This window comes from Agrobacterium sp. SOY23 (assembly GCF_027212525.1).
GTDB lineage: Bacteria > Pseudomonadota > Alphaproteobacteria > Rhizobiales > Rhizobiaceae > Agrobacterium > Agrobacterium tumefaciens_I.
In genome coordinates this window covers 1-19,228 of sequence record NZ_JAPWDT010000013.1, presented here as the reverse complement: position 1 = coordinate 19,228, position 19,228 = coordinate 1, and the positions used below count along the sequence as shown (strand labels likewise).

The 19,228-nt window shown below is 56.4% G+C and carries 22 protein-coding genes and 1 pseudogene; 16 read left to right on the top strand and 7 right to left on the bottom strand.

Going from position 1 to position 19,228, the window contains the following annotated elements; all coding sequences use genetic code 11:
* The first annotated feature begins 24 nt into the window (after window positions 1-24).
* The 15 genes from O3S81_RS25270 to O3S81_RS25200 all read left to right on the top strand — a co-directional run bounded on the left by O3S81_RS25270 (window position 25) and on the right by O3S81_RS25200 (window position 13,009).
* On the top strand, window positions 25-1,458 hold the full coding sequence (locus O3S81_RS25270; protein ID WP_269347570.1) for an APC family permease: 1,434 nt from the start codon (window positions 25-27) through the stop codon (window positions 1,456-1,458).
* 129 nt (window positions 1,459-1,587) lie between these two features.
* A complete protein-coding gene (locus O3S81_RS25265) occupies window positions 1,588-2,403 on the top strand; it encodes an AraC family transcriptional regulator (protein ID WP_269347569.1) in 816 nt (271 codons plus the stop codon).
* A 73-nt stretch (window positions 2,404-2,476) separates the two neighbouring features.
* Window positions 2,477-3,160 carry a TetR/AcrR family transcriptional regulator gene (locus O3S81_RS25260; protein ID WP_269347568.1) on the top strand — a complete coding sequence of 228 codons (684 nt, stop codon included), beginning with the start codon at window positions 2,477-2,479 and terminating at the stop codon, window positions 3,158-3,160.
* A 305-nt stretch (window positions 3,161-3,465) separates the two neighbouring features.
* Window positions 3,466-4,380 carry an alpha/beta hydrolase gene (locus O3S81_RS25255; protein ID WP_269347567.1) on the top strand — a complete coding sequence of 305 codons (915 nt, stop codon included), beginning with the start codon at window positions 3,466-3,468 and terminating at the stop codon, window positions 4,378-4,380.
* Between the two features lie 135 nt (window positions 4,381-4,515).
* Window positions 4,516-5,220, top strand: a complete 705-nt coding sequence (locus O3S81_RS25250) for a CoA transferase subunit A (RefSeq protein ID WP_269347566.1) — start codon at window positions 4,516-4,518, stop codon at window positions 5,218-5,220.
* The gene (locus tag O3S81_RS25245) at window positions 5,221-5,850 is read left to right on the top strand and encodes a 3-oxoacid CoA-transferase subunit B (RefSeq protein ID WP_269347565.1); all 630 of its coding nucleotides are present in this window, start codon (window positions 5,221-5,223) and stop codon (window positions 5,848-5,850) included. It begins immediately after the preceding gene.
* A gap of 191 nt (window positions 5,851-6,041) precedes the next feature.
* Window positions 6,042-6,353, top strand: a complete 312-nt coding sequence (locus O3S81_RS25240; RefSeq protein WP_269347603.1) for a hypothetical protein — start codon at window positions 6,042-6,044, stop codon at window positions 6,351-6,353.
* Between the two features lie 111 nt (window positions 6,354-6,464).
* Window positions 6,465-7,028, top strand: coding sequence for a peptidoglycan-binding domain-containing protein (locus O3S81_RS25235; protein WP_269347564.1), 564 nt, complete (start codon window positions 6,465-6,467; stop codon window positions 7,026-7,028).
* Window positions 7,025-7,537, top strand: coding sequence for a hypothetical protein (locus tag O3S81_RS25230; protein WP_269347563.1), 513 nt, complete (start codon window positions 7,025-7,027; stop codon window positions 7,535-7,537). Before O3S81_RS25235 ends, O3S81_RS25230 begins: the two co-directional genes overlap by 4 nt.
* Window positions 7,504-8,214, top strand: coding sequence for a hypothetical protein (locus O3S81_RS25225; protein ID WP_269347562.1), 711 nt, complete (start codon window positions 7,504-7,506; stop codon window positions 8,212-8,214). The genes O3S81_RS25230 and O3S81_RS25225 overlap by 34 nt, the downstream gene beginning before the upstream one ends.
* A complete protein-coding gene (locus O3S81_RS25220) occupies window positions 8,211-9,275 on the top strand; it encodes a hypothetical protein (RefSeq protein ID WP_269347561.1) in 1,065 nt (354 codons plus the stop codon). Before O3S81_RS25225 ends, O3S81_RS25220 begins: the two co-directional genes overlap by 4 nt.
* Complete coding sequence (locus O3S81_RS25215) at window positions 9,233-10,624, top strand: DUF2235 domain-containing protein (protein WP_269347560.1); 1,392 nt, start codon at window positions 9,233-9,235, stop codon at window positions 10,622-10,624. The genes O3S81_RS25220 and O3S81_RS25215 overlap by 43 nt, the downstream gene beginning before the upstream one ends.
* Before the next feature lie 295 nt (window positions 10,625-10,919).
* A complete protein-coding gene (locus O3S81_RS25210; RefSeq protein WP_269347559.1) occupies window positions 10,920-12,149 on the top strand; it encodes an AlbA family DNA-binding domain-containing protein in 1,230 nt (409 codons plus the stop codon).
* Between the two features lie 300 nt (window positions 12,150-12,449).
* A complete protein-coding gene (locus O3S81_RS25205) occupies window positions 12,450-12,701 on the top strand; it encodes an antitoxin (RefSeq protein ID WP_269347558.1) in 252 nt (83 codons plus the stop codon).
* The gene (locus O3S81_RS25200; protein WP_269347557.1) at window positions 12,698-13,009 is read left to right on the top strand and encodes a type II toxin-antitoxin system RelE/ParE family toxin; all 312 of its coding nucleotides are present in this window, start codon (window positions 12,698-12,700) and stop codon (window positions 13,007-13,009) included. Before O3S81_RS25205 ends, O3S81_RS25200 begins: the two co-directional genes overlap by 4 nt.
* A gap of 90 nt (window positions 13,010-13,099) precedes the next feature.
* Here O3S81_RS25200 and O3S81_RS25195 read toward each other — a convergent pair whose 3' ends face one another.
* The 5 genes and pseudogenes from O3S81_RS25195 to O3S81_RS25175 form a co-directional block, all read right to left on the bottom strand.
* Window positions 13,100-13,339 (bottom strand): BrnA antitoxin family protein, encoded by a 240-nt coding sequence (locus tag O3S81_RS25195; protein ID WP_269347556.1) that lies wholly within the window; start codon window positions 13,337-13,339, stop codon window positions 13,100-13,102.
* A 434-nt stretch (window positions 13,340-13,773) separates the two neighbouring features.
* A complete protein-coding gene (locus O3S81_RS25190) occupies window positions 13,774-14,979 on the bottom strand; it encodes a hypothetical protein (protein WP_269347555.1) in 1,206 nt (401 codons plus the stop codon).
* 103 nt (window positions 14,980-15,082) lie between these two features.
* Window positions 15,083-15,190, bottom strand: a pseudogene (locus O3S81_RS25185) (integrase); the annotation flags it as partial.
* A 110-nt stretch (window positions 15,191-15,300) separates the two neighbouring features.
* Window positions 15,301-15,699: a nuclear transport factor 2 family protein gene (locus tag O3S81_RS25180; RefSeq protein WP_269347554.1), complete on the bottom strand. Its 399-nt coding sequence runs from the start codon at window positions 15,697-15,699 to the stop codon at window positions 15,301-15,303.
* Window positions 15,700-15,737: 38 nt separating this feature from the next.
* On the bottom strand, window positions 15,738-16,751 hold the full coding sequence (locus tag O3S81_RS25175; protein WP_269347602.1) for a zinc-binding alcohol dehydrogenase family protein: 1,014 nt from the start codon (window positions 16,749-16,751) through the stop codon (window positions 15,738-15,740).
* Window positions 16,752-16,831: 80 nt separating this feature from the next.
* Between O3S81_RS25175 and O3S81_RS25170 the strand changes: the two genes are divergently transcribed.
* Window positions 16,832-17,707 (top strand): LysR family transcriptional regulator, encoded by an 876-nt coding sequence (locus O3S81_RS25170; RefSeq protein ID WP_269347553.1) that lies wholly within the window; start codon window positions 16,832-16,834, stop codon window positions 17,705-17,707.
* A gap of 156 nt (window positions 17,708-17,863) precedes the next feature.
* Here the strand turns inward: O3S81_RS25170 and O3S81_RS25165 are convergent, their stop codons facing one another.
* Complete coding sequence (locus tag O3S81_RS25165) at window positions 17,864-18,865, bottom strand: ABC transporter substrate-binding protein (RefSeq protein ID WP_269347552.1); 1,002 nt, start codon at window positions 18,863-18,865, stop codon at window positions 17,864-17,866.
* Between the two features lie 71 nt (window positions 18,866-18,936).
* A partial coding sequence (locus O3S81_RS25160) for an aldehyde dehydrogenase family protein (RefSeq protein WP_269347551.1) occupies window positions 18,937-19,228 on the bottom strand: 292 nt, incomplete at its 5' end.

Genomic DNA, 19,228 nt, shown 5'->3' with positions numbered 1-19,228 from the left:
TATAAATAAGACAAGGGAACTAGAATGACAACAATCCAAACAGGCGTGGACGTCGATACGTCACGAATACAGGGAAATCTTGGAACTCTCGACATTATACTTGCGACGCTCGCATACGCTGCGCCGCTCGCGGCGAGTGCTGGCTATCTCTCGTTGAGCATCGGGTTCGGCAGTGGCATCGCAACGCCACTGTCGTTCCTCGTCACGATGTTCATCATTCTGATTTTTTCTGTTGGTTACGCTGCACTTAGCAAGAAGGTGCCCAATCCAGGCGCCTTCTACGCCTACATCACCGCCGGGCTGGGGCGTCCCATCGGATTGGGAGCGTCGTTCCTGATGCTCTTCTCCTACGGCGCGATTGCGGTCGGTTTTTATGCTTTCGCGGGCACGATCACAAAAGACTACGTGGAGCAGTTTGTTCCAGTCGCTCAACCCTGGTGGGTCTACGCGCTTCTCTTTTGGGCCGCGGTCGGCTTTTTCGCATACTTCCGGATTGAACTGTCTGCCAAGATCCTGAGCTACCTTCTTATCTTGGAGGTGATAGCTGTCGCGGTCTACAACATTGCCGTCCTGGTTCATCTAGGACTGTCGGGTCTTGATTTCGCGCCTTTCAGCCCGACCGCTTATGCCAACAGCAACGTCGGCCTCGGAATTCTTTTCACCGTGATCCTGTTCATTGGTTTCGAAGCGACTGCGATCTACCGTGAAGAGATCGGCGACCCGAACCGGGTAATCCCGCGCGCAACGTATCTGGTGGTGTTGTTCATCGGCGTCTTTTACAGCGTGACATCGTGGATGATGATCCAGGCAATGGGTATCGACGCTGCACAGAGCTTGTCCGAGGCAGATCCGGCTCGCGCATTCCTTAACACCTCGCTGCGCATCCTTGGCCCGACATACAACGACGTTGTCAATCTTCTACTGCTGACAAGCGCGTTCGCGGCTCACCTTGCAATCCAGAACGTTATCGTACGCTACGTCTATTCATTGAGCAAAGATGGCGTCCTGCCCCGCTTCCTCGGGGTTGCGCACGACAAGCACAATTCTCCCAGCCGTTCTTCGGTCGCGACAAGTCTCGCTATTCTTGCCACCCTTGCGGTGCTCATCCTGAGCGAGCTGCCTCCGGCGACGGGGTATGCCTGGTTTGGAGGAATGGGAACCTATGGCATCCTTTTCGCCATGGCGCTCACGAGCGCGGCCTGTGCGGGGTACTTTTTGAGAAATCCTGAGCCGGGCATGACTTTGAACGGTATCGTGTTTCCCGTTCTAGCGACCCTGCTGCTCGGTGCGGCCAATGTCATCGCGATTCTTAATTTCGATGCGTTGACAGGCGATGCCGGGATAGCTTCGAAAGCTATGCTCGGGTGCGTCTTCGCGGTATTCTCTATTGGAGTAATCTGGGCACTCTCGCTCAAGCGGTGCAACCCGTCGGTCTTTGCTTCGATCGGGAGGCAATGAAGACTACGGCACACCACTATTAAAGTATCGGTCGGCGCCGAGTGGCGCCGGCGAGAGCCGAGGAGGGCTCGAACGCGTCGTCTAAAGGGCGACGGAAAAAAACTTCATGAGGCGACAGGAGGAGCTGTGATGCCGCATACGAAGGATACCGTCAAATACATCGCCGTGCGTGAAATAAACTATCACAACGGGCAACTCGTCGAGCCCCATTGCCATAGGCGTGGGCAACTCATCTACGCGATTGTGGGGGTGATGGAAGTTGTCGTTGGGAATAAGTTATGGCTTGTTCCGCCTCAGCGGGCGGTCTGGATCCCGCCTTCGGTCGTTCATCAGATGCGCGCGAGGGGGGCGGTCGAGCTAAGAACGGTTTATTTTTCCCCGGATGTCGTACCACACACCTTTTCAGCACAGCCCATGCTGGTGTCCGTCAGCGCTCTGCTAAGAGAGCTCGTCCTGCGCAGTCTGGAGTCGCCAACAAATCAAGACCCCTACGACCTGAAAAACCGCATACTCGCGCTTATCCTCGATGAGCTAGGTGTGCTCCTTCGAGAGGCCGAACATTCGCTTCCGTTGGAACTGCAACTTCCTCAATGCCAGGACCGTCGCCTCGGCAAGGTATGCAGCGCCATACTCGAGGACCCCGGTTGCCCGCGGGGCCTTGATGAGTGGGCGCAACTGGTGGGAGCTTCGAAGCGAACGCTCGCCCGCCGGTTCCAGTCGGAATTCGGGATGTCGTTTCTTGCGTGGCGCCAACAGGTTCGAGTGGCAGCAGCGTCTTCGCGACTGGACCAGGGCGAGCCGGTAACGCTCGTGGCTGGAGATCTTGGCTACGAGACACCGGCGGCGTTCTCGGCCATGTTCCGGCGAGTGACGGGTGTGACACCCAGTGGATACATTGCGCATTCTCCGGCGCACAAGATCGAGGGACTGTATGCATCAGTCTGATATCGAAACACAAAGGTTGTCCCGTAGGCTGGCAGAGTGTAATCGTCCCTTATCGAAAGGGCGAAATGTGGCGTTGTCTCAAAAAATCATAACGATACTCGACGAACTCCGCACGAGCATGGCGGCCTTCGATTTTTCGGACATTGGAAGCAAGCGGCTTGCTATCCTGAACGTTTTCATGAGGCTGGCTGCCGCGCGAGGATACGCGGCGGTTACAATGCGCGCCATTGGAGCAGAACTGAAAATAAAGGCGCCAAGCATTTATTCGCATTTCCCCGGTGGCCGGGAAGAAATCACGGAATACTGCTTGCGGTGGCAGTCGCGCGATTACGGCGAGTCTTTGCTCAAGGCGGTTGAAGGCGTCCGCAGTCATGACGAGATGTGGGATGCTCTGGTCCGCAACCACTGCCGACAGATGCTTGAGAACCCCAACAATCGATTGTGGGACATGATCGTTGCCTCCGACCGCGTCGGCCGTTTCCTTCCCGCCAATCTTCGTGCCGACATGAACGAACGCGTAGAGCTTTTCATTCGGCTCTACGAGGCTGTCGGCGAAGCGTTAGGCCACGAAGACTCTCGTCAGAAGGCGCGCGCAGTCCTGAGCCTGATGGACAGTGCCGAGATCTGGTGCGATTGGCCCAGCGATAAATCCCTCCGGAACGTGGCTCTCGATAAAGCGGTTGCGATTTCTCGCGGCATACTGGCTTCACAGTTCGATCTGGAAAAGGTCTCCCGGACCGTGAAGGCAAGCGCCTAAGCGTCCTTGCTGCAGCTGCGATGTGTCCCTTGATTGGGCGCTGTCGACGTTCGTCTCACGACGGGTGAACGACCCTCCGTTACACATCCACGACCGAGCCGCGTTTAGCGAAGCTATTGATACGAAATGCTCTTTCGATTTCAGGTTCGCGCGCGACACACGCGCAGCCGACAAGATGACTTTTGCGGCGTAGTGATTGGCAGACTGGAACGCGCAATCGCCAGAAGCATCGTCTACGTTGCTTCAAATCGCGGATCGGACGGTTGGCCGACCCGCAATCGAATATGACCAATGGAGGATATCGCGTGGAACAGAAGGTAGAATTCAAAAGCAGTGGCTACACCCTGAAGGGGGTGCTGACTCGCCCGGACCGTAAGGACAATGTGCCTCTCGTGGTGATGGCAGGGGGGTGGTGCTACACGAAAGAAATCGTGCTTCCGAACTATGCCAAGAAGTTCCACGACATTGGTTGTGCTACGCTCGCCTTCGACTACCGTAATTTCGGCGAGAGCGAAGGCGATATCCGGCAGGATCTCAACCCGTGGGAGCAGATCGAGGACATTCGTAATGCCGTCTCCTACGCCGAGACGCTGGAAGGCATCGATCACAAGCGCATTGGCCTCATGGGCATCTCCTACGCCGGCGGTCACGCAATCATCACCGGTGCGATCGAGCCGCGGCTTGCGTTCGTCATTTCCGCGGTCCCGGTCATTGACGGGTATCTAACCCTTCGTCGTTGCCACGGCGAAATGCGGTTCGAGGAACTCCTGCATCTTGTCGCTCAGGACCGGAAGAACCGATACGAAGGCAAGCCGAGCGGCATCATCGCGCAGTCGCCGAAAGAGGATCCGAGCAAGGAACTCACTGCCTGGCCGTTTCCGCACATCTACTCCGGCTTTATGGGTATCAAGGAGAAGTCGGCGCCTCTACACGAGCATTGGACCACGATCGAATCCGTCGAGTGGCTGCTTCGTTACCAGGTGAAGCCCTACGCCGAGCGGATCTATGAAACGCCTGTTCTGGTCGCGATCGCGAAGGGTGACAACATCACTTCGGCCGACCTCGAGATCGAAATGTTCAATGCCATTCCGAACCCGAACAAGTCCTTCGTATCAGTAGGCGGCGTGGACCACATGAGCCTCTATACCAAGGCGGATCACCTCGAGAAAATTGGGCAGGCGTCCGCCGATTGGCTCAAGGAAACGCTCAAGAAAATCTAGTTCGAACGAACTGCCGCAACATCGTCGCTCGGCCGTAAGGCCGAGCATCTGCGTCCGCAGCATCGCCGGGTAACGGGGCTGATCCGTCGTCCGATTGCGCCGATGTGTCCGGACACGCCATTCTCGGACAACGACATGGACAAGATTTACCCAAGCGTGGAAGCTGCGCTGGAAGGACTGCTTTTCGACGGCATGACGATCGCCGCGGGCGGGTTCGGTGTATGCGGGATACCGGAACTCCTCATCGCGGCGATCCGCGATCACGGAGTCGCGGACCTTACCGTCGCCTCGAACAATGCGGGCGTCGACGATTTTGGCCTCGGCATGCTGTTGAGCACGCGTCAGGTCAAGAAGATGATTTCTTCGTACGTGGGAGAAAATGCTGAATTCATGCGGCAGTTTCTCGGCGGAGAACTGGAGCTCGAATTCAACCCCCAAGGCACCCTTGCCGAGCGGATGCGGGCCGGAGGCGCCGGAATTCCCGGCTTTTACACGCCAACCGGCGTCGGTACTGTGATCGCTGAGGGCAAGGAGCACAAAGACTTTTCCGGCCGTACCTATATCTTGGAAACTGGAATCGTCGCGGATCTTTCCATCGTCAAGGCATGGAAGGCCGACACCACGGGCAACCTCGTATTCCGAAAGACGGCACGCAACTTCAACGTGCCCGCGGCCACCTGCGGAAAGATTTGCATTGCCGAGGTCGAGGAGATCGTTCCGGTCGGCGCTCTCGACCCTGACCAGGTTCACCTTCCGGGCGTCTACGTGCATCGTCTCGTCGCGGGACGACACGAAAAACGTATCGAAAAAGTGACCGTTCGCAAACGGGAGGGGGCGTGAATGGCCTGGGACAGAGATCAAATGGCAGCGCGCGCTGCTCGAGAGCTTCAAGATGGAACCTACGTCAACCTCGGCATAGGCATTCCGACCCTCGTCCCCAACTACATCCCTGCGGGCGTAAACGTGATTCTTCAGTCCGAGAACGGGATGTTGGGAATGGGGCCATTTCCGTTTGAAGGCGATGAAGATGCGGATCTCATAAATGCGGGAAAACAAACAATCACCGAACTGCCGGAGACCGCATATTTCGATAGCGCGATGAGCTTCGGCATGATCCGGGGCGGCAAGATCGCGATGGCGATTCTCGGCGCCATGGAAGTGAGCGAGAAAGGCGATCTCGCCAACTGGATGATCCCAGGGAAGCTGGTCAAGGGAATGGGCGGCGCGATGGACCTCGTCGCGGGCGTGGGACGCGTGGTCGTCGTAATGGACCACACGAACAAGGCGGGCGAATCCAAGGTGCTGAAGGATTGCACGTTGCCGCTGACCGGGGAGGCGGTCGTCGACCGCATCATCTCGAATCTTGCGGTTCTCGACGTCGTGGACGGAGGGCTTCGTCTTGTCGAGCTCGCTGATGGCGTTACGGAACAGGAACTTCGCAAGTCGACCGAGGCGACCATCGTTATCTGATCCAGCGGCGCATTTTTCTTCGGACCGACTGAACTCTACCAGCAAGGGCGGATTGAGAATGAGGATTGGCGTACCGCGTGAGAACGTCGTCGCTGAAGATCGGGTCGTATTGACTCCGGACAGCGCGCTTCACTTGAAAAAAAATTGGGTTTGGTTGTTTCGTCGAAACTGGTCCAGGCTAGGGGGCAGGAATACCCGATGAAGCCTATCGCACGGCGGGCGTCGAAGTAGCGTCGTCGGCAGCCGAACTTTGGGCGTCTGTTGACGTGATCGCGAGGGTGCGGCCGCCGGAGCTTGGTGAAGTCGAACATCTTCGCGCTGGTCAGACGTTGATCTCGTTCTTTTATCCCGGCCAGAACACGGAGCTTCTGGAGCAGGTCCGTGCCACCGGCGCAAATGTCATCGCCATGGACATCGAGGCGCTCGAGGACGCCGGGTTGCTCAGCCGACAGGTTGCTCAGAATGAACCGCTTTTGGGTGAGGTGGAGAGCGGCGAAGAATGAGTTTGCCGGGAGAAGGAGTGCGTCTCTGGATCTCGTCGGCTTCACCTTTAAGCCAGCGACATCAGCTATTTCTCCGGGCTGCCGATCGAATTTGGATCGGCGGTGGAAACGATGTTCGGCGTTTCGCCCTTTTACATGGCACCAGACGTTCGCTGCGCAGGTCTAAAATTCGTTGTAGTTGCTATCCGTGAAATTGACGCTTCAACGCAAACGTGCAAGCATTCCATCGAACGTCGGGCTTGGGCTGCTGCTTTTAAAGCAGCGCCTCCTAATGTTCTTACTTCGCATTCAGTGATCATGATCGCACTTGGTGTGACGTTCGGGAGGCTGCTAATTGAGATGCTTAAAATTCGCCTGCTTTTCCTCGCAATTGCGTTAGCCGTGTCTTCGAGCGCGCATGCTGATATTATGAACGCGTGCAATCGCGCACCAAAAGACCTGACCCGAGCCGTACAGATATTCCTGAAGCGGGAAGGGGTATACGAGAAGCGCGTCGATGGAATCTACGGAAAAGGTACAGAACGCGCCCTTGCGATGTATTGGAGACGTGAGCGATGGAATGACGAGCCATCGATCTGGCACCTTCGATTCCTTAAGAAGGCGCTCCCCGAAGCTATCTTCAGCGACTTGAGTGGGTCTGATTGTACTCATGGGATTGCTGAGGACTGGGATTGACTGAGCCGGACTCGAACCTGCTGAAAACGTCCCGATGCATAGCCTGCGGTTCGCCAATGTTTGCGGGGGCCGAGCACTGCGTTGAATGCGGAAATCTGCAGGACTGGCGCAGAAAAGTTTTGGTATGGAAGGATGTTTTCGCAACTATTCCGGTCTTCATCGGGGTGGTCGGAGCGATTATTTCTGTTTTTCAATTCGCGCCCAGTTCAAATATCGATGTCTTGGATGTCAAGTGCTCGGGTGACCGGGCAACCTTCAGCATAACCAACACCGGCAATATGGCTGGTTTGCTTCGCCTGGATGGATTGTTCGGTGATCAAGGCCTTGCGACGACGGCTCGCTTCTCGGGCGACAATGCCGCCGCGACCGTCATGCTTGTCGACAAGGAGAAGGTCATCAAAGCTGAAGTGCTTTACACTATCCCAGGCGTCTCGGGTGTTCGAGAACTGAGATTCGCTACCGGAAGCTCGCTTAGGTGGATGTGGAGGAAAGCGGTGAGGTGCTCATGAAACCGGTCTTGTCGGTCAGCCTTTTAGTGACCAGTCTTTTGCTCGCTTCGGCGGTGGGATCTTCAGCCGCATGTGTGCAGGCGGCGGAGCGAAAGATCATCTTTTGGACGGATTACTCGCGCGGCGCGAGCGCGGACTATGAAGCAGAGTTCGGACACCTCCGCTTCGCGATCAACAAAGAGATCGCTCGGCTGCCAAGAGCGCTTTCTGAAGCCGGATTAATCTCAGGTGAGATCATCGATCTGGAAAGCCTGCCCACCGGATCCGATAAGCCAATCCAGGATACATATGGAAGCTCGGCGGCCCGACGGATTTGGTGGGAAAATGCCAAATCGATGCTTGGGATGCTGCACGGAAGCATTCACAGCTCTCCGCCGATGAAGGTCTTTTCGAGCATCTACTCCGAAGGACTTGATCTTCCTTCTCTCGCGAACGATCCCGGGGTCAAAGGACAAAGCGACTCCCAAGCGTTGATCGATAGTCATAGGCTGATCATGGCGTACGCGCTGGCAATGGACGCCCAGGCGCGAAAGTGCAGTACCGCGACTGTCTATAAGATACTGGAGGGCGCGGGGGAGATTGCACGTCAACTAAAGGACGACGGCCAGCTAACAGGAGATTTGAAAGTTGTTTCTGAGGCGATCGATAAGAAGCTGAAGGACCTGGTGCTGCCATGAACCGAATCTGCGCACTTTTCTTAACGTTGGCTGTCTCCGTTTCCGCGGCTCGCGCTGACGTCCATGTTCTTGTCGCGACACTGCCGGATGGAGGTTACTGGGCGAAGGCTGCGTCAGTCGCAATCAATATGCAGATCTTCCGAACGCTGCGGAAGCAGGGAGACAGAGGGGAAGTGTTTCCAGATGCCGAGATCATCGTGAACCCACCGACGACGCCTGTCACAGATGATGCGTCCGCCGAGCGCGCTGCGCGTTTGGCCGAGAACACGGCATCTATCGCTGTGTGGGGGAATATTTATGAGTTTCCCGGTGAGGTCGTCATCAGTCCAGTCATCACTGTACTTCCGAACCGGTACTTTCGCGAGGACAGCGAGCTTTTTGAGCAGTGGCGCATTGGAGTCGGAACGAACCAGCTATCTCTTGGACTGCCGCGATCGAGCTACAGTCTGAAACTTATCCGTGTTCCTAATCAATTCATCGACGCCTATTCGCAGCCGAATTCTCTGCCGATTTACGAACGAGCGACAACCGAGTCCCGCCGCCTGGGCGCTGTCGAGCAATACCCAATCAAGGCGCTTGAAGTTCATGAAAACTGGATAAAGATAAGGCGACAGTCGCCGGATCCCATCGAGGGCTGGCTCGCTACGCCTGATCTGGGGCGCGGCGATGATGAACTCGTCAATTTTGTCGGGGGTCTCATTCGAACATTCCGCGGAGACTGGCGCGGTGCCGATCAACTCTTCACGCAGGTGAAGAGAAGCGATGGTGGAACCGCAGCAGTTAAAGCGGATGCATCGCTGTTGCAACTCCGAATGCGGGCGCAGCAAGGTGCAGACACGTCAGAATTAGCAGGTGCCGTCACGCGAGACCTGCCGAACTCGATAACCGCCCTCCAATACGTTTACATGGCGTCGCTGTCGGAATGCTCAAGAGCTCCCTCGAACCGATGCGCGGAAGTGAACAAGGATCTCGTGGCTCGCCTTCAGAGCAAGATTGAGCTTTTACCCCCGGGAGATCCTTGGCTCGCAGCAACTGTGCGTCAGATGGACCAGCAAAAGTGACTACCGCGCCTGTTGACCTACCGCGCCAGCGAACAATCTTTATCTTACTCGATGGCACATGGAACGATGCCGATGCGCCTGGTCCGACGACAAGTGTCGTTAGATTGCGAGAAACACTGCGGCAATGGGTGCTGTCGCGGTCGGAAGATACGTCCTCAGACGTTTTGATCTACTACGACCGCGGGGTAGGGACCTCATTCTTCCAACGTGTATCTGGCGGGGCGATAGGCATTGGCTTGGACGAGGGGATACGTCGCGCCTATCGCTATCTTTGCGATGTCTACAGGCCTGGTGACCGTTTGATCATTGGAGGGTTCTCGCGAGGAGCTTATACCGCTCGATCTCTGGTCGGTTTGCTGTCGTCGATCGGTTTGTTGAAACGCGAGCATTGCGTTCCGAACATCGAGGCTTCCATTTGGGATTTTTACCGGGCGCGAAGGGGAAACCGTGGATCCGGCACAGCTGTCCTGTTGCAACCATATTTACGGCCGTTGAAAGAGGTCAATGTCGACTGCCTCGCAGTGTTCGACACGGTCGGCGCACTTGGAATTCCCGTCCGCGCGCTTTGGAGATTTAACCGCGATCTGTACGAGTTCCATGATGTCAGTCTCTCGGCATCAGCCAATCTGAACCTCCATGCGCTCGCCATCGACGAGCACAGACTTGCATTCGAAGCTAGCCTTTGGCGGGGCCTGTCGAGACCTAGTGTCGCTGCGAATGTAGAGCAGGTATGGTTTCCCGGCTCCCATGGCGACATAGGCGGCGGATATATTGACTCGACAGAACAATGCCTTCGTATCGATGACCTGCCATATTCTTGGCTGCTCACTCGATTAAATTTTCATTTCCCAGACTTGAATTTGCCGACAGGGATCGACGTTGAGCGACTGACCGCAACCGCCATTGATGCGGTCGCCCATCGGTCACGCCGTGGCATCTATAGACTCTTCCCCAAGGCCATACGGGCAATTGGACGAGAGGCAAAGATCTCGGTCGGTTTCAGACAGACGATTGTTTGTCGTGATCGATATCAACCGGTCCTTGGTGAGGCTGTTCATATTTCCAGTTTGGAGCGTCTTGGACGGGTCTCACCCGAGGGACGTAAGCGCCGCCATTATCTACCAGCGAATCTAATTGCCGCATTGCCAGAGCTGGCGACGACGTATGGGGATGGCTTACCGACAGTCACTGGAAACCTGCTCATCATCGGATGGGATGGAAAGATTCTCAATCCCTTAGTTCCAGAAAGCGCTTCCGCTGCACGCCAGATCATCAAGCAGGCGAATGAGCGGGTGGCAGGAATGCGCCGAATTCATCATCCTATTTTGTTGTTTCGGAAGACGCTTTGAACAGGTCACAGGCCAGCGAGGCTGGTAGTGGTGACGCGAAATGTCTCCGATTTCACGGGGCGTGGAGTTCGCATCCTCAATCCGCCCATATGCACGCTGACTACCGCCGACTACAACCGACTGATTTTCCCTTGACGATAGTCTCAGCTTCCAACTCGTGCTCTGGCCGCCTTCTCCTCGAAGAAGCAGTTTGAACGCTATCTCGCTGGTGTTGTCCCCGATGATGGTGGTGTCGATTGGGATGTCGGTCGCAATACTGCTTGTGGCTGTGAATTGAGCGTCCGGTTCTTGTTGGGTGGATACAAATATTGCACGCTCTTCGGAGTATTTAGAGAGCGAGTCGATGTTTGCGAGAGAGTTCGACGACATAGCACTTTCCGATCTTCAAGCACTTGTTGAAGAGGGAATCCCTGAAGGCAGACAACTAGAATTCAAGCGCGATCATTATGGGCGCAAAGACGAAGACCGGCGAGAGTTTGCTGCCGATGTATCCGCCATGGCCAACGCTGTGGGCGGGTATCTTGTGATCGGAGTCGACGAGCGGAACGGAATAGCATCAGACGTCAGCGGCGTTGCGACGCCAGATCCTGATGGCTTGGTTCGAGCGGTTTCCGATACCATTCGAACGTCGTTCGAACCGCCAATCCTCGAATTTCGGGTGAAATGGATTGCTATCGAGGGTGAACGCGGCGTTCTGGTCATCAAGATGGCGCGGAGCTGGAGTGCCCCCCATCGAGTAACCGTCGCCAAGGACTATCGCTTTTTCATCCGCGACGAAAACGGAAAGCATCCGATGTCAGTAGAAGAGTTGCGGCGAGCGTTTCTATTTGCATCCGAGGTCGAAGAGAGGATCAGACGCTTTAGAACAGAACGGCTGGAAATCCTGACCAACAACGAGGGACCTCTGGCGGTTGGCGCCGATGGAGAGACTCGGCTGGTCATGCAAGTCGTGCCACGAGCCTCATTCACAGAGAGCATTTCACTCTCGTTTGATGAACGTGGTGGAACGATGTGGCCGTGGCCTCTCGGCGCTAGCGGCGCAAATCCAATGTACTCGCTCGACGGTCTCGTCGCTTACTCGGGGCCGGAGGAGCAATCTGGTACCGTCCGCGCATTTTCGACGCTTTTTCGCAATGGTATCGCGGAGGCCGTTGCAAAGTTGAATGTCGGCGGGAAGGACGGTCAACGCAACATTTATCTGACCGGTGTGGAGCAAGGGATAGCCTCCGGTATTCGGCAGATCCTGGGAGAATACAAACGGCGGTCGATCCCCGCGCCATACACGATTTTCGTGAGCCTCATTGGTATTCGTGGAGTTTCGGCCCCGATTGATGAGTGGCGGGGCAGCATCAATTATCCGTATCGTTCTGACCGGATCATGCTGCCCGAACTCAATATTGATGCGAGAGGCGCAGCGGATGTTCCAGAGAATACCCTTAGGCCTTTATTTGATCTCATGTGGAATGCGTTTGGTCAGCGCGGATCACCTAGTTACGACGAGTCGGGAAAATACGTCCGATGCTGAACGCCGCCGTTTTCCTCTATCCCTATCGGGCTTTAATGTGATGCAATGAAACTGCATGGATTCTTCGGCTTTTGAGCCTGAATATATTGACGGTATTCCTCTTTTGAGGCGTCTACTCATTTGAGTGCGCTCGTTACCCGTGAAATTATTTTTTTCAATAGTTTAGCTAGAGCGAACTGCATGCCGCAGGTTCGAGTCCAGTCAACTGCAACGCGCACGATATCGGATCCGAGGTAGCGGCGGTGGTCACATACCAACATATGTGTTAATGTGGGTTTTCTTAGTTTGGGAGTGCGTCACATGAGCCGATTGACGATTGACATAACGGACCAACAACATCAAAGCCTGAAGGCGCTGGCCGCTTTGCAGGGCAAGACAATCAAACAGTATACACTCGAGCGCCTCTTCCCTGGTGACACTGACGCAGAACGAGCCTGGGAGGAGTTGAAAACCTTGGTGAACACGCGCGTCAATGAAGGGCTCGCCGGAAAACTGTCGACCAAAACCGTAGGTGAGATCCTCGACGAGGAGATTGCCGAGGGTCGTGCTTGACTGCCTACATTTTTACCGCAGAGGCGGAATCAGATCTACGTTCGGTAATCCGCTACACACGTGCGCAATGGGGTGCTGCCCAGGTACGCCGCTACGTCTCGGGTTTGGAGCAAGGTATCGCAACCCTTGCCGAGGGCAAAGGTTCTTTCAAGGATATGAGTGTGCTTTATCCGGCGTTACGAATGGCGCGATGCCAATATCACTACGTCTTTTGCCTGCCTCGAGAGGATGCGCCCGCCCTCATCGTGGCGATTCTTCATGAACGAATGGATCTCATGAAGCGCTTGGTTGATCGTCTGAACGAATGATGTTTGGACGGAGGCGAGATTACGTGAGCGCGAAATCGTCAAATCGTTGTTATCGCGTGGCCAAAAAGCGGGGCGCCAGTTCTGATCCCGTCAAGAGCTTTCATTGGACACATTCATTGCGGCTCGCAAGGTATCGTTGATGCGCTCTTGCCAGCCAGGACCGTCTGCCTGAAAATGCGCGAGGACATCGCTGTCGATCTTCAATGATACAAGCTCCCTGGTGTTAGGGATTGCAGGCCGTTCAACGGCCGGCGCTGCGACCTTCGTTGCCGGTTTGAACAGCGCCTCGGCTGCGTCTTTGGGATTGGACGGTCGTCGGGATGTTGCCATGGTCATATCCTCTTGTGTCGTGCACTTGAACAGCGCAGCCGGTCGGTTTTTTCCAGGCTGTATGTCCAACACAGCGTAGTCGCAGCCCACGTGTAGCGGGCAGCCAAAAGAGCATAATTGCTGCTGATGAACTGGTCAGCCGCCCCGCAATCCGGAAGAGATCGCATATCGCGAAGTGAAACTCCACGGGTTTCCTGCAACTGCCGAACTGGTTGCAGGAAACCTTACCCGGAGGTAGCCTTCGATCTTCGCTGGGAGTTTAGTTGTGTTGATGTTTCGGCAGAATTTGCGACAAGTTTCCATTTCGCGTTGTAGCACCTGATCTCATCCAGGTGTTGACTGGAAGCCTCTTTTGGCGGTGCGGATCGCTCCGGAATGAAAAAGTGGGTCAAATTCGTGCGATAATCAACAGCCCCGCGGCATTTTCTAAGAAATCAGGTCTGTTCCGCTCTGCGGATACTCAAAGCTATCAGCATCTTGACAAATGACGTGATCTTCGACTGAAGCAATCCAACAACCGTGGCCAGTGGCCCGCCGCGACGCATTTCCCGGTCGAACAGGTAACTTAGCCCGATAATGACTACGCTCATCAGTACAGCGTGAAGAATGGCCGATCCAAGGGTGTCCGGCGTATCGGGCCAAGCGTACAGGATCATGTTGCCGAATGCGAAGGTGAACAGGCTGGTACGTCCGAAAAACACGAGCTTTTCCAGCTTCTTCTTTCCCTCGTCAGACAATCCCTGAGTGGCGAGCACGGCCAAGGAGGTAAGGGCAATCGCGCCGCAAAGGCCGGCAGCAAAATAAAGCGGGTCGCTATCCATTCGCAGAGACATGTCGCCAAGCTCGGCCAACGAACTGTCACGGCTTAAAAGAACACCGAGTGCTAATGCCAGAGTTGAGGCGACCAACAGAAACGAGGCTCTTTTGCGAATACTGCCCGTTGTTTCAGATCGAGCAGCTCGGTCACCTGCGATGAGCCTCCCGAACGCCATTCCTCCGATGATCAGGCTAAGTCCGTGAAGGATCGACGGGCCGCCGAGCTTAGCGTTGCCAATACCAAACAAAAAAGTCGCTACCCTTTCCGCGTACATGCTCATCTGAAAATCGATAGGGCTCGGCAATCCCCGAAGGATCGGGTGGGCTGCATGGACTGCGACCGCGGCGAAGAGAAGCGGCAGCAGGCCGGTTCTGTTGCGCAACAGCAATAGGATTGGGGCAAGGAAAAGAACGACGGCATAGAATTTCAGAATGTCGGTGAATGGTGTAACTCCCAGAAGCATCATAGTCGCGATCGAGAATTTCAGCGAATATCCGTCTGGGACCAGATACAGCGCTACGACCGACAGGCAGTATAGCAGCCAGCATTGTATGGCACGCGAAAACAGCCGCATGGCAACCAGCCCCTGCTCACCCGGGACAAATTTGGGCCGATAGATGATTTCGAGCATCGTGCCGAAAAGCAGGATGAAGATCGGCGTCGCCAGCGCCATCAGCGCGCGCAATAAATCTGCAGACAGGCTGCTCCAGAAGTGATCCATTGCGGTGACGACCCAGACATGACTGAGCATTGCAAAAAAGATGGCGACCGACCGGGTGAGATCTATCCCGACAATCCTCGAAATCGCTGCGGTACCCGCCATGACAAGCTCTTTCAACCGAATCCAGGATATTGCAACGCAATAAGGATGGCCTAAATGAGGCTTCGGCGACCGTTAATACCTCGCAAGCAGCCAAAGAAGCCAGCTAAAGCCCCGAGGCCTTCGTCAGGTCAACTCGAAACCGATCGCGCCGTCGTTGATACCGCCGCGTCATCTCGGCGTTCGTGTGCCCCAGATGCTTCTGAACATGGCGGCCTCTTCGCGCATCAGTGCTGCACTACGCTGGCGTCACTAACCTGGTGCATTTCGCAGCATTCAACCTCGGCCCTTGAATGCACCCGAGCGGCGGTGCGACAGTGTCTGTCACCGCATTGCGTTCAGCAGCGCCTCGGTATCCTCATAGAAATGGTAGAGGACGATCTTGTCGTTCTGGACCTGGCAAATCAGCGCCCAGTCGCTCACGAAATCCTTGCCGGTCCGCCGAACCTTGTGACGAAGCGTGCCATATGACGCAGCATGTTCATCATCCCCGAACGATGCGATGACCTGAAAATCGCCGGGTTCGAGAAGATCCACGAAGCCGCCGAAGAATGCCTTCGCACCGTCGACGCCGGTAAAGGTTCCATGTAGCGGAGTGCCCGGGTTGGGTTTGGGGTTGGTGGAGATGAAACGGGCATTGGCCGCGACCATAGCCAGGGCCGGCTCCATTGCGCCTGAGAAAATGTGACCAAGAAAGGTCTGGACGATTGAGGGTACGGCCATGTCAGTGCTCTTCTTTCTGATATCGGGAGAGGTGAGGTTTAAAAGCCGGCAAGCACGAGCTTGCCGATGGTGCGGCCCTGCTCCAGACGTGCATGGGCTGTTCGCAGGTTTTCGGCGTTGATGAGCCCGAGGTTCTCTGCTTCGGTAGAAACAAGTTGCCCGGCCTCCACCAGATCTGCAACAAGGGTCAGAATCCGGCCTTGTTCTCCCATATCGGATGTCTGGAACATCGGCCGTGTGAACATGAACTCCCAAACAAAGGTCACGCTTTTGCGCATGATGAGGTTGAGGTCGGGCGCAGTGTCGAAAGGCACGATCGAACAGATGACGCCCTGTGGAGCGATGAGTTCGGCAAGCGATGAATAATGCCGGTCCGGGCTATTGGTGAGAAGAATGAGATCCGGTGCGTTCAAGCCCCGCGCCGCAATCTGTGCGCCCATGTCGTCGAAGTGATCAATGACGGCGTGGGCACCGAGCCGTTCGCACCACGCCACAGACTCAGGCCGGGACGCGGTGGCGATGACTGTGAGGCCGGGAACGAGGCGCGCGAGCTGAATGGCTACCGAACCGACGCCGCCCGCGCCGCCAACGATCAACAAAGTTTTTGCGCGGCCCGCGCTGACCATCGACAGACCCAGCCGCTCGAACAGCGCCTCCCACGCCGTCAGGGCGGTCAAAGGCAGGGCCGCGGCTGCGGCAGCTGAAAGCGTTACCGGACGGCGGGCGACAATTCTCTCGTCGACCACATGCAGCTCGCTGTTGTCCCCGGGGCGGGTCAGGTCGCCGGCATAGAAAACGGCGTCGCCGCGGGAGAAACCGGAAACGCCCGGGCCTACCTCGATCACCGTGCCGGCAATGTCCCAGCCGAGCACCTGATATGCGCCGTCATTCGCCTTGCGCTGGCGTACCCGATAATCTGCGGGATTGACCGAAATGGCTTCGACGCGAACCAGAAGGTCCATGTCGCCAGGCTTCGGTTCGGGAATGTCGCGCTCGACCAGCGCCATTGAGTCGCTGATCGGGAGACTGTGAAATATCCCTACGGATTTCATGGCCATGTTCCATGTTTGAATTGTCGCAAGAAAGATAAGTCGATAAAAATAAATCGATAGATGGTATAAATTGGCAGGATATGGGTAAAAATAATCAGATTGCATCAGAGTTGTCGTGGGACGACGTCCGTTATTTTCTGGCGCTGTCCCGCACCGGCAGCCTGTCTGCCGCCTCACGCCAGTTGGGTGTGGAGCACTCCACCGTGTCCAGACGCGCGGGTCAGCTGGAAGCCGCCCTTGCCGTGCGGCTCTTTGACCGTCTCGCGCGCGGATGGACCTTGACCGACGAAGGACAGGTGTTGCTTGGTCGCGCCGAGGCGGTAGAGCAGGAGGTATTGGGGCTGCGCAGGGCCGCGGCGGGGATCGATGCCTTGACCGGCGTTGTCCGCATCTCCGCGCCGCCGGTCATGCTTGCGCATTTGGTATTGCCAGGTCTCGCCGGATTGCGTTCTGATCATCCTGGTCTGCGGCTGGATCTGATCGGTGAACGCCGTGAAGCTGATCTGATCCGCGCCGAAGCAGACATCGCCATCCGTCTCGGCCGCCCCTCTGAACCCGATCTCGTCGTGCAATCGCTCGGCGAAGTGGCTTATGGTCTTTTCGGGCTGGCGTCGGAAACAACCCGGCCGGAGGCAGAACGGATCTATATCGGTTTCGATGACAGCATGCCCGGCCTGCCGCAAAAGCAATGGCTCGATACCGAGGCATCGAGTGGACAGTTTAGCCTGCATTCGAACGACATGGCGACCATGCTGCACGCCGCGCTTGGCGGTTTCGGCGTCGCTTTGCTGCCGGAATTTCTGGCACGATATCATCCGCAGCTTGTACCATGCGCCTCGGTAAACCCGCCATTGGTCCGACCACTCTTCCTGGTCATGCATCCTGATGTCCGGCGCTCCCGGCGCGTCAGGCTTGTCGCCGATCGCGTTGTCGAGGTGTTCAGGGAATGTATATAAGAGGCCGCTGCCACGAACTTCGTCCATTCGGCGACAGACTTCTTCCGAATGGGATTGCCGCCTCTTCAATTAGTGGCCGGCGATGGTCTTGCGAGCTGCGGTCATTTGACAAATCTGTAACGGACGCGGCACCGATCCCACGGCGCCGCGCAGATGTCACAGGGAGGCCTTGATCTTTTCAGCCGCCTCGGACGAGACCCATTTGATCCACAGGTCCTCGTTTTCCTTGAGGAAGTGCTTGGCCCCGTCCTCGCCTGTGGCCTGGTTGTCGGTCATCCACGCCATGAGCTTGTTGACGGTGTCGTTCGACCACGAGCGCTTCTTGAGGTAGTCCATGACCTCCGGCCCGGCCCGCTCTGCGAAGGGCTTTGCGACCAGCGTGACGATGGCGTCGCGCGGCCAGTCATTTTCCTTGGGGTCGGCGCAGTCGGCGACAGTATTGCAACGTTTCCATTCAGCGGCGTCGTAGGAGACGCCATGTTCAAGCTTCACCAGATTGTACTTGCCAAGGAGCGACGTCGGCGACCAATAGTAGCTGAGGAAACCCTGTTTGCGCTCATAGGCCTTCGCGATCGCGCCGTCCAACCCGGCCGCGGAGCCGCTGTCGACCAGTTTGAAGCCGGCCTTTTCCGCCTCATAGGCCTTGAACAGATTGGCGGTAACGATCGTACCACCCCAGCCCTGAGGACCGTTGATGACAGCGCCCTTGCTCGAATCTTCCGCGTCGGGGAATAGCTCCGGATGCTTCAGGGCGTCCGCAATCGTCTTGATGTCCGGATGCTTGTCGGCAAGGTATTGGGGAATCCACCAGCCCTGGATACCGCCTTCGGGTAGGGGAGAGCCAACCTTTTCGATATTTCCAGCTTCTTCTCCGTGCTTGATTACCTCCGGAAGAAGGTCCACCCAGGCCTCGGGTGCGATGTCCGGCTGAGCCTTCTCCGACATCGACGTCATCGTCGGCACGGCGTCGCCGACCGTGATTTCGGCCTGACATCCATACCCTTCCTCAAGGATTACCTTGTCGAGGTTGGACAGGACCTCGGCGCTCTGCCAGGACATGCTGGCGATCGTCAGGTTTCCGCATTCCGCAGCCTGTGTGAACGAAGCGCTGGCGAGCAGACCCAGCGTCAATGCGGTGGATGCCAGAAGTTTGTTCATGTCAGTTCCCTTTTCATTGGCGGCACGATGGTCACGATTGGGAGCGCCGCTGCTTCCCACCGCGTTCGAGGTCAATAAGGCGTTTGCACTGGTCCCAGGCCGACATAAACCGTCTTCAGTTCGGTATAATGTTCCAGCGCCGCCGCAGAATTCTCCCGGCCAAAACCGGATTGTTTGGAGCCGCCGAAGGGGATTTCCACCGGTGCCAGATTATAGGTATTGATCCACAGCGTACCCGCCTCCAGCCGATCCACGACGCGGTGGGCGCGGGCGAGGTCGGCGGTGAAGACACCGCCGGCCAGCCCGAATTCGGTGGCATTGGCGCGGGCGAGAACCTCGTCCTCATGCTCGAAATCCAGCACG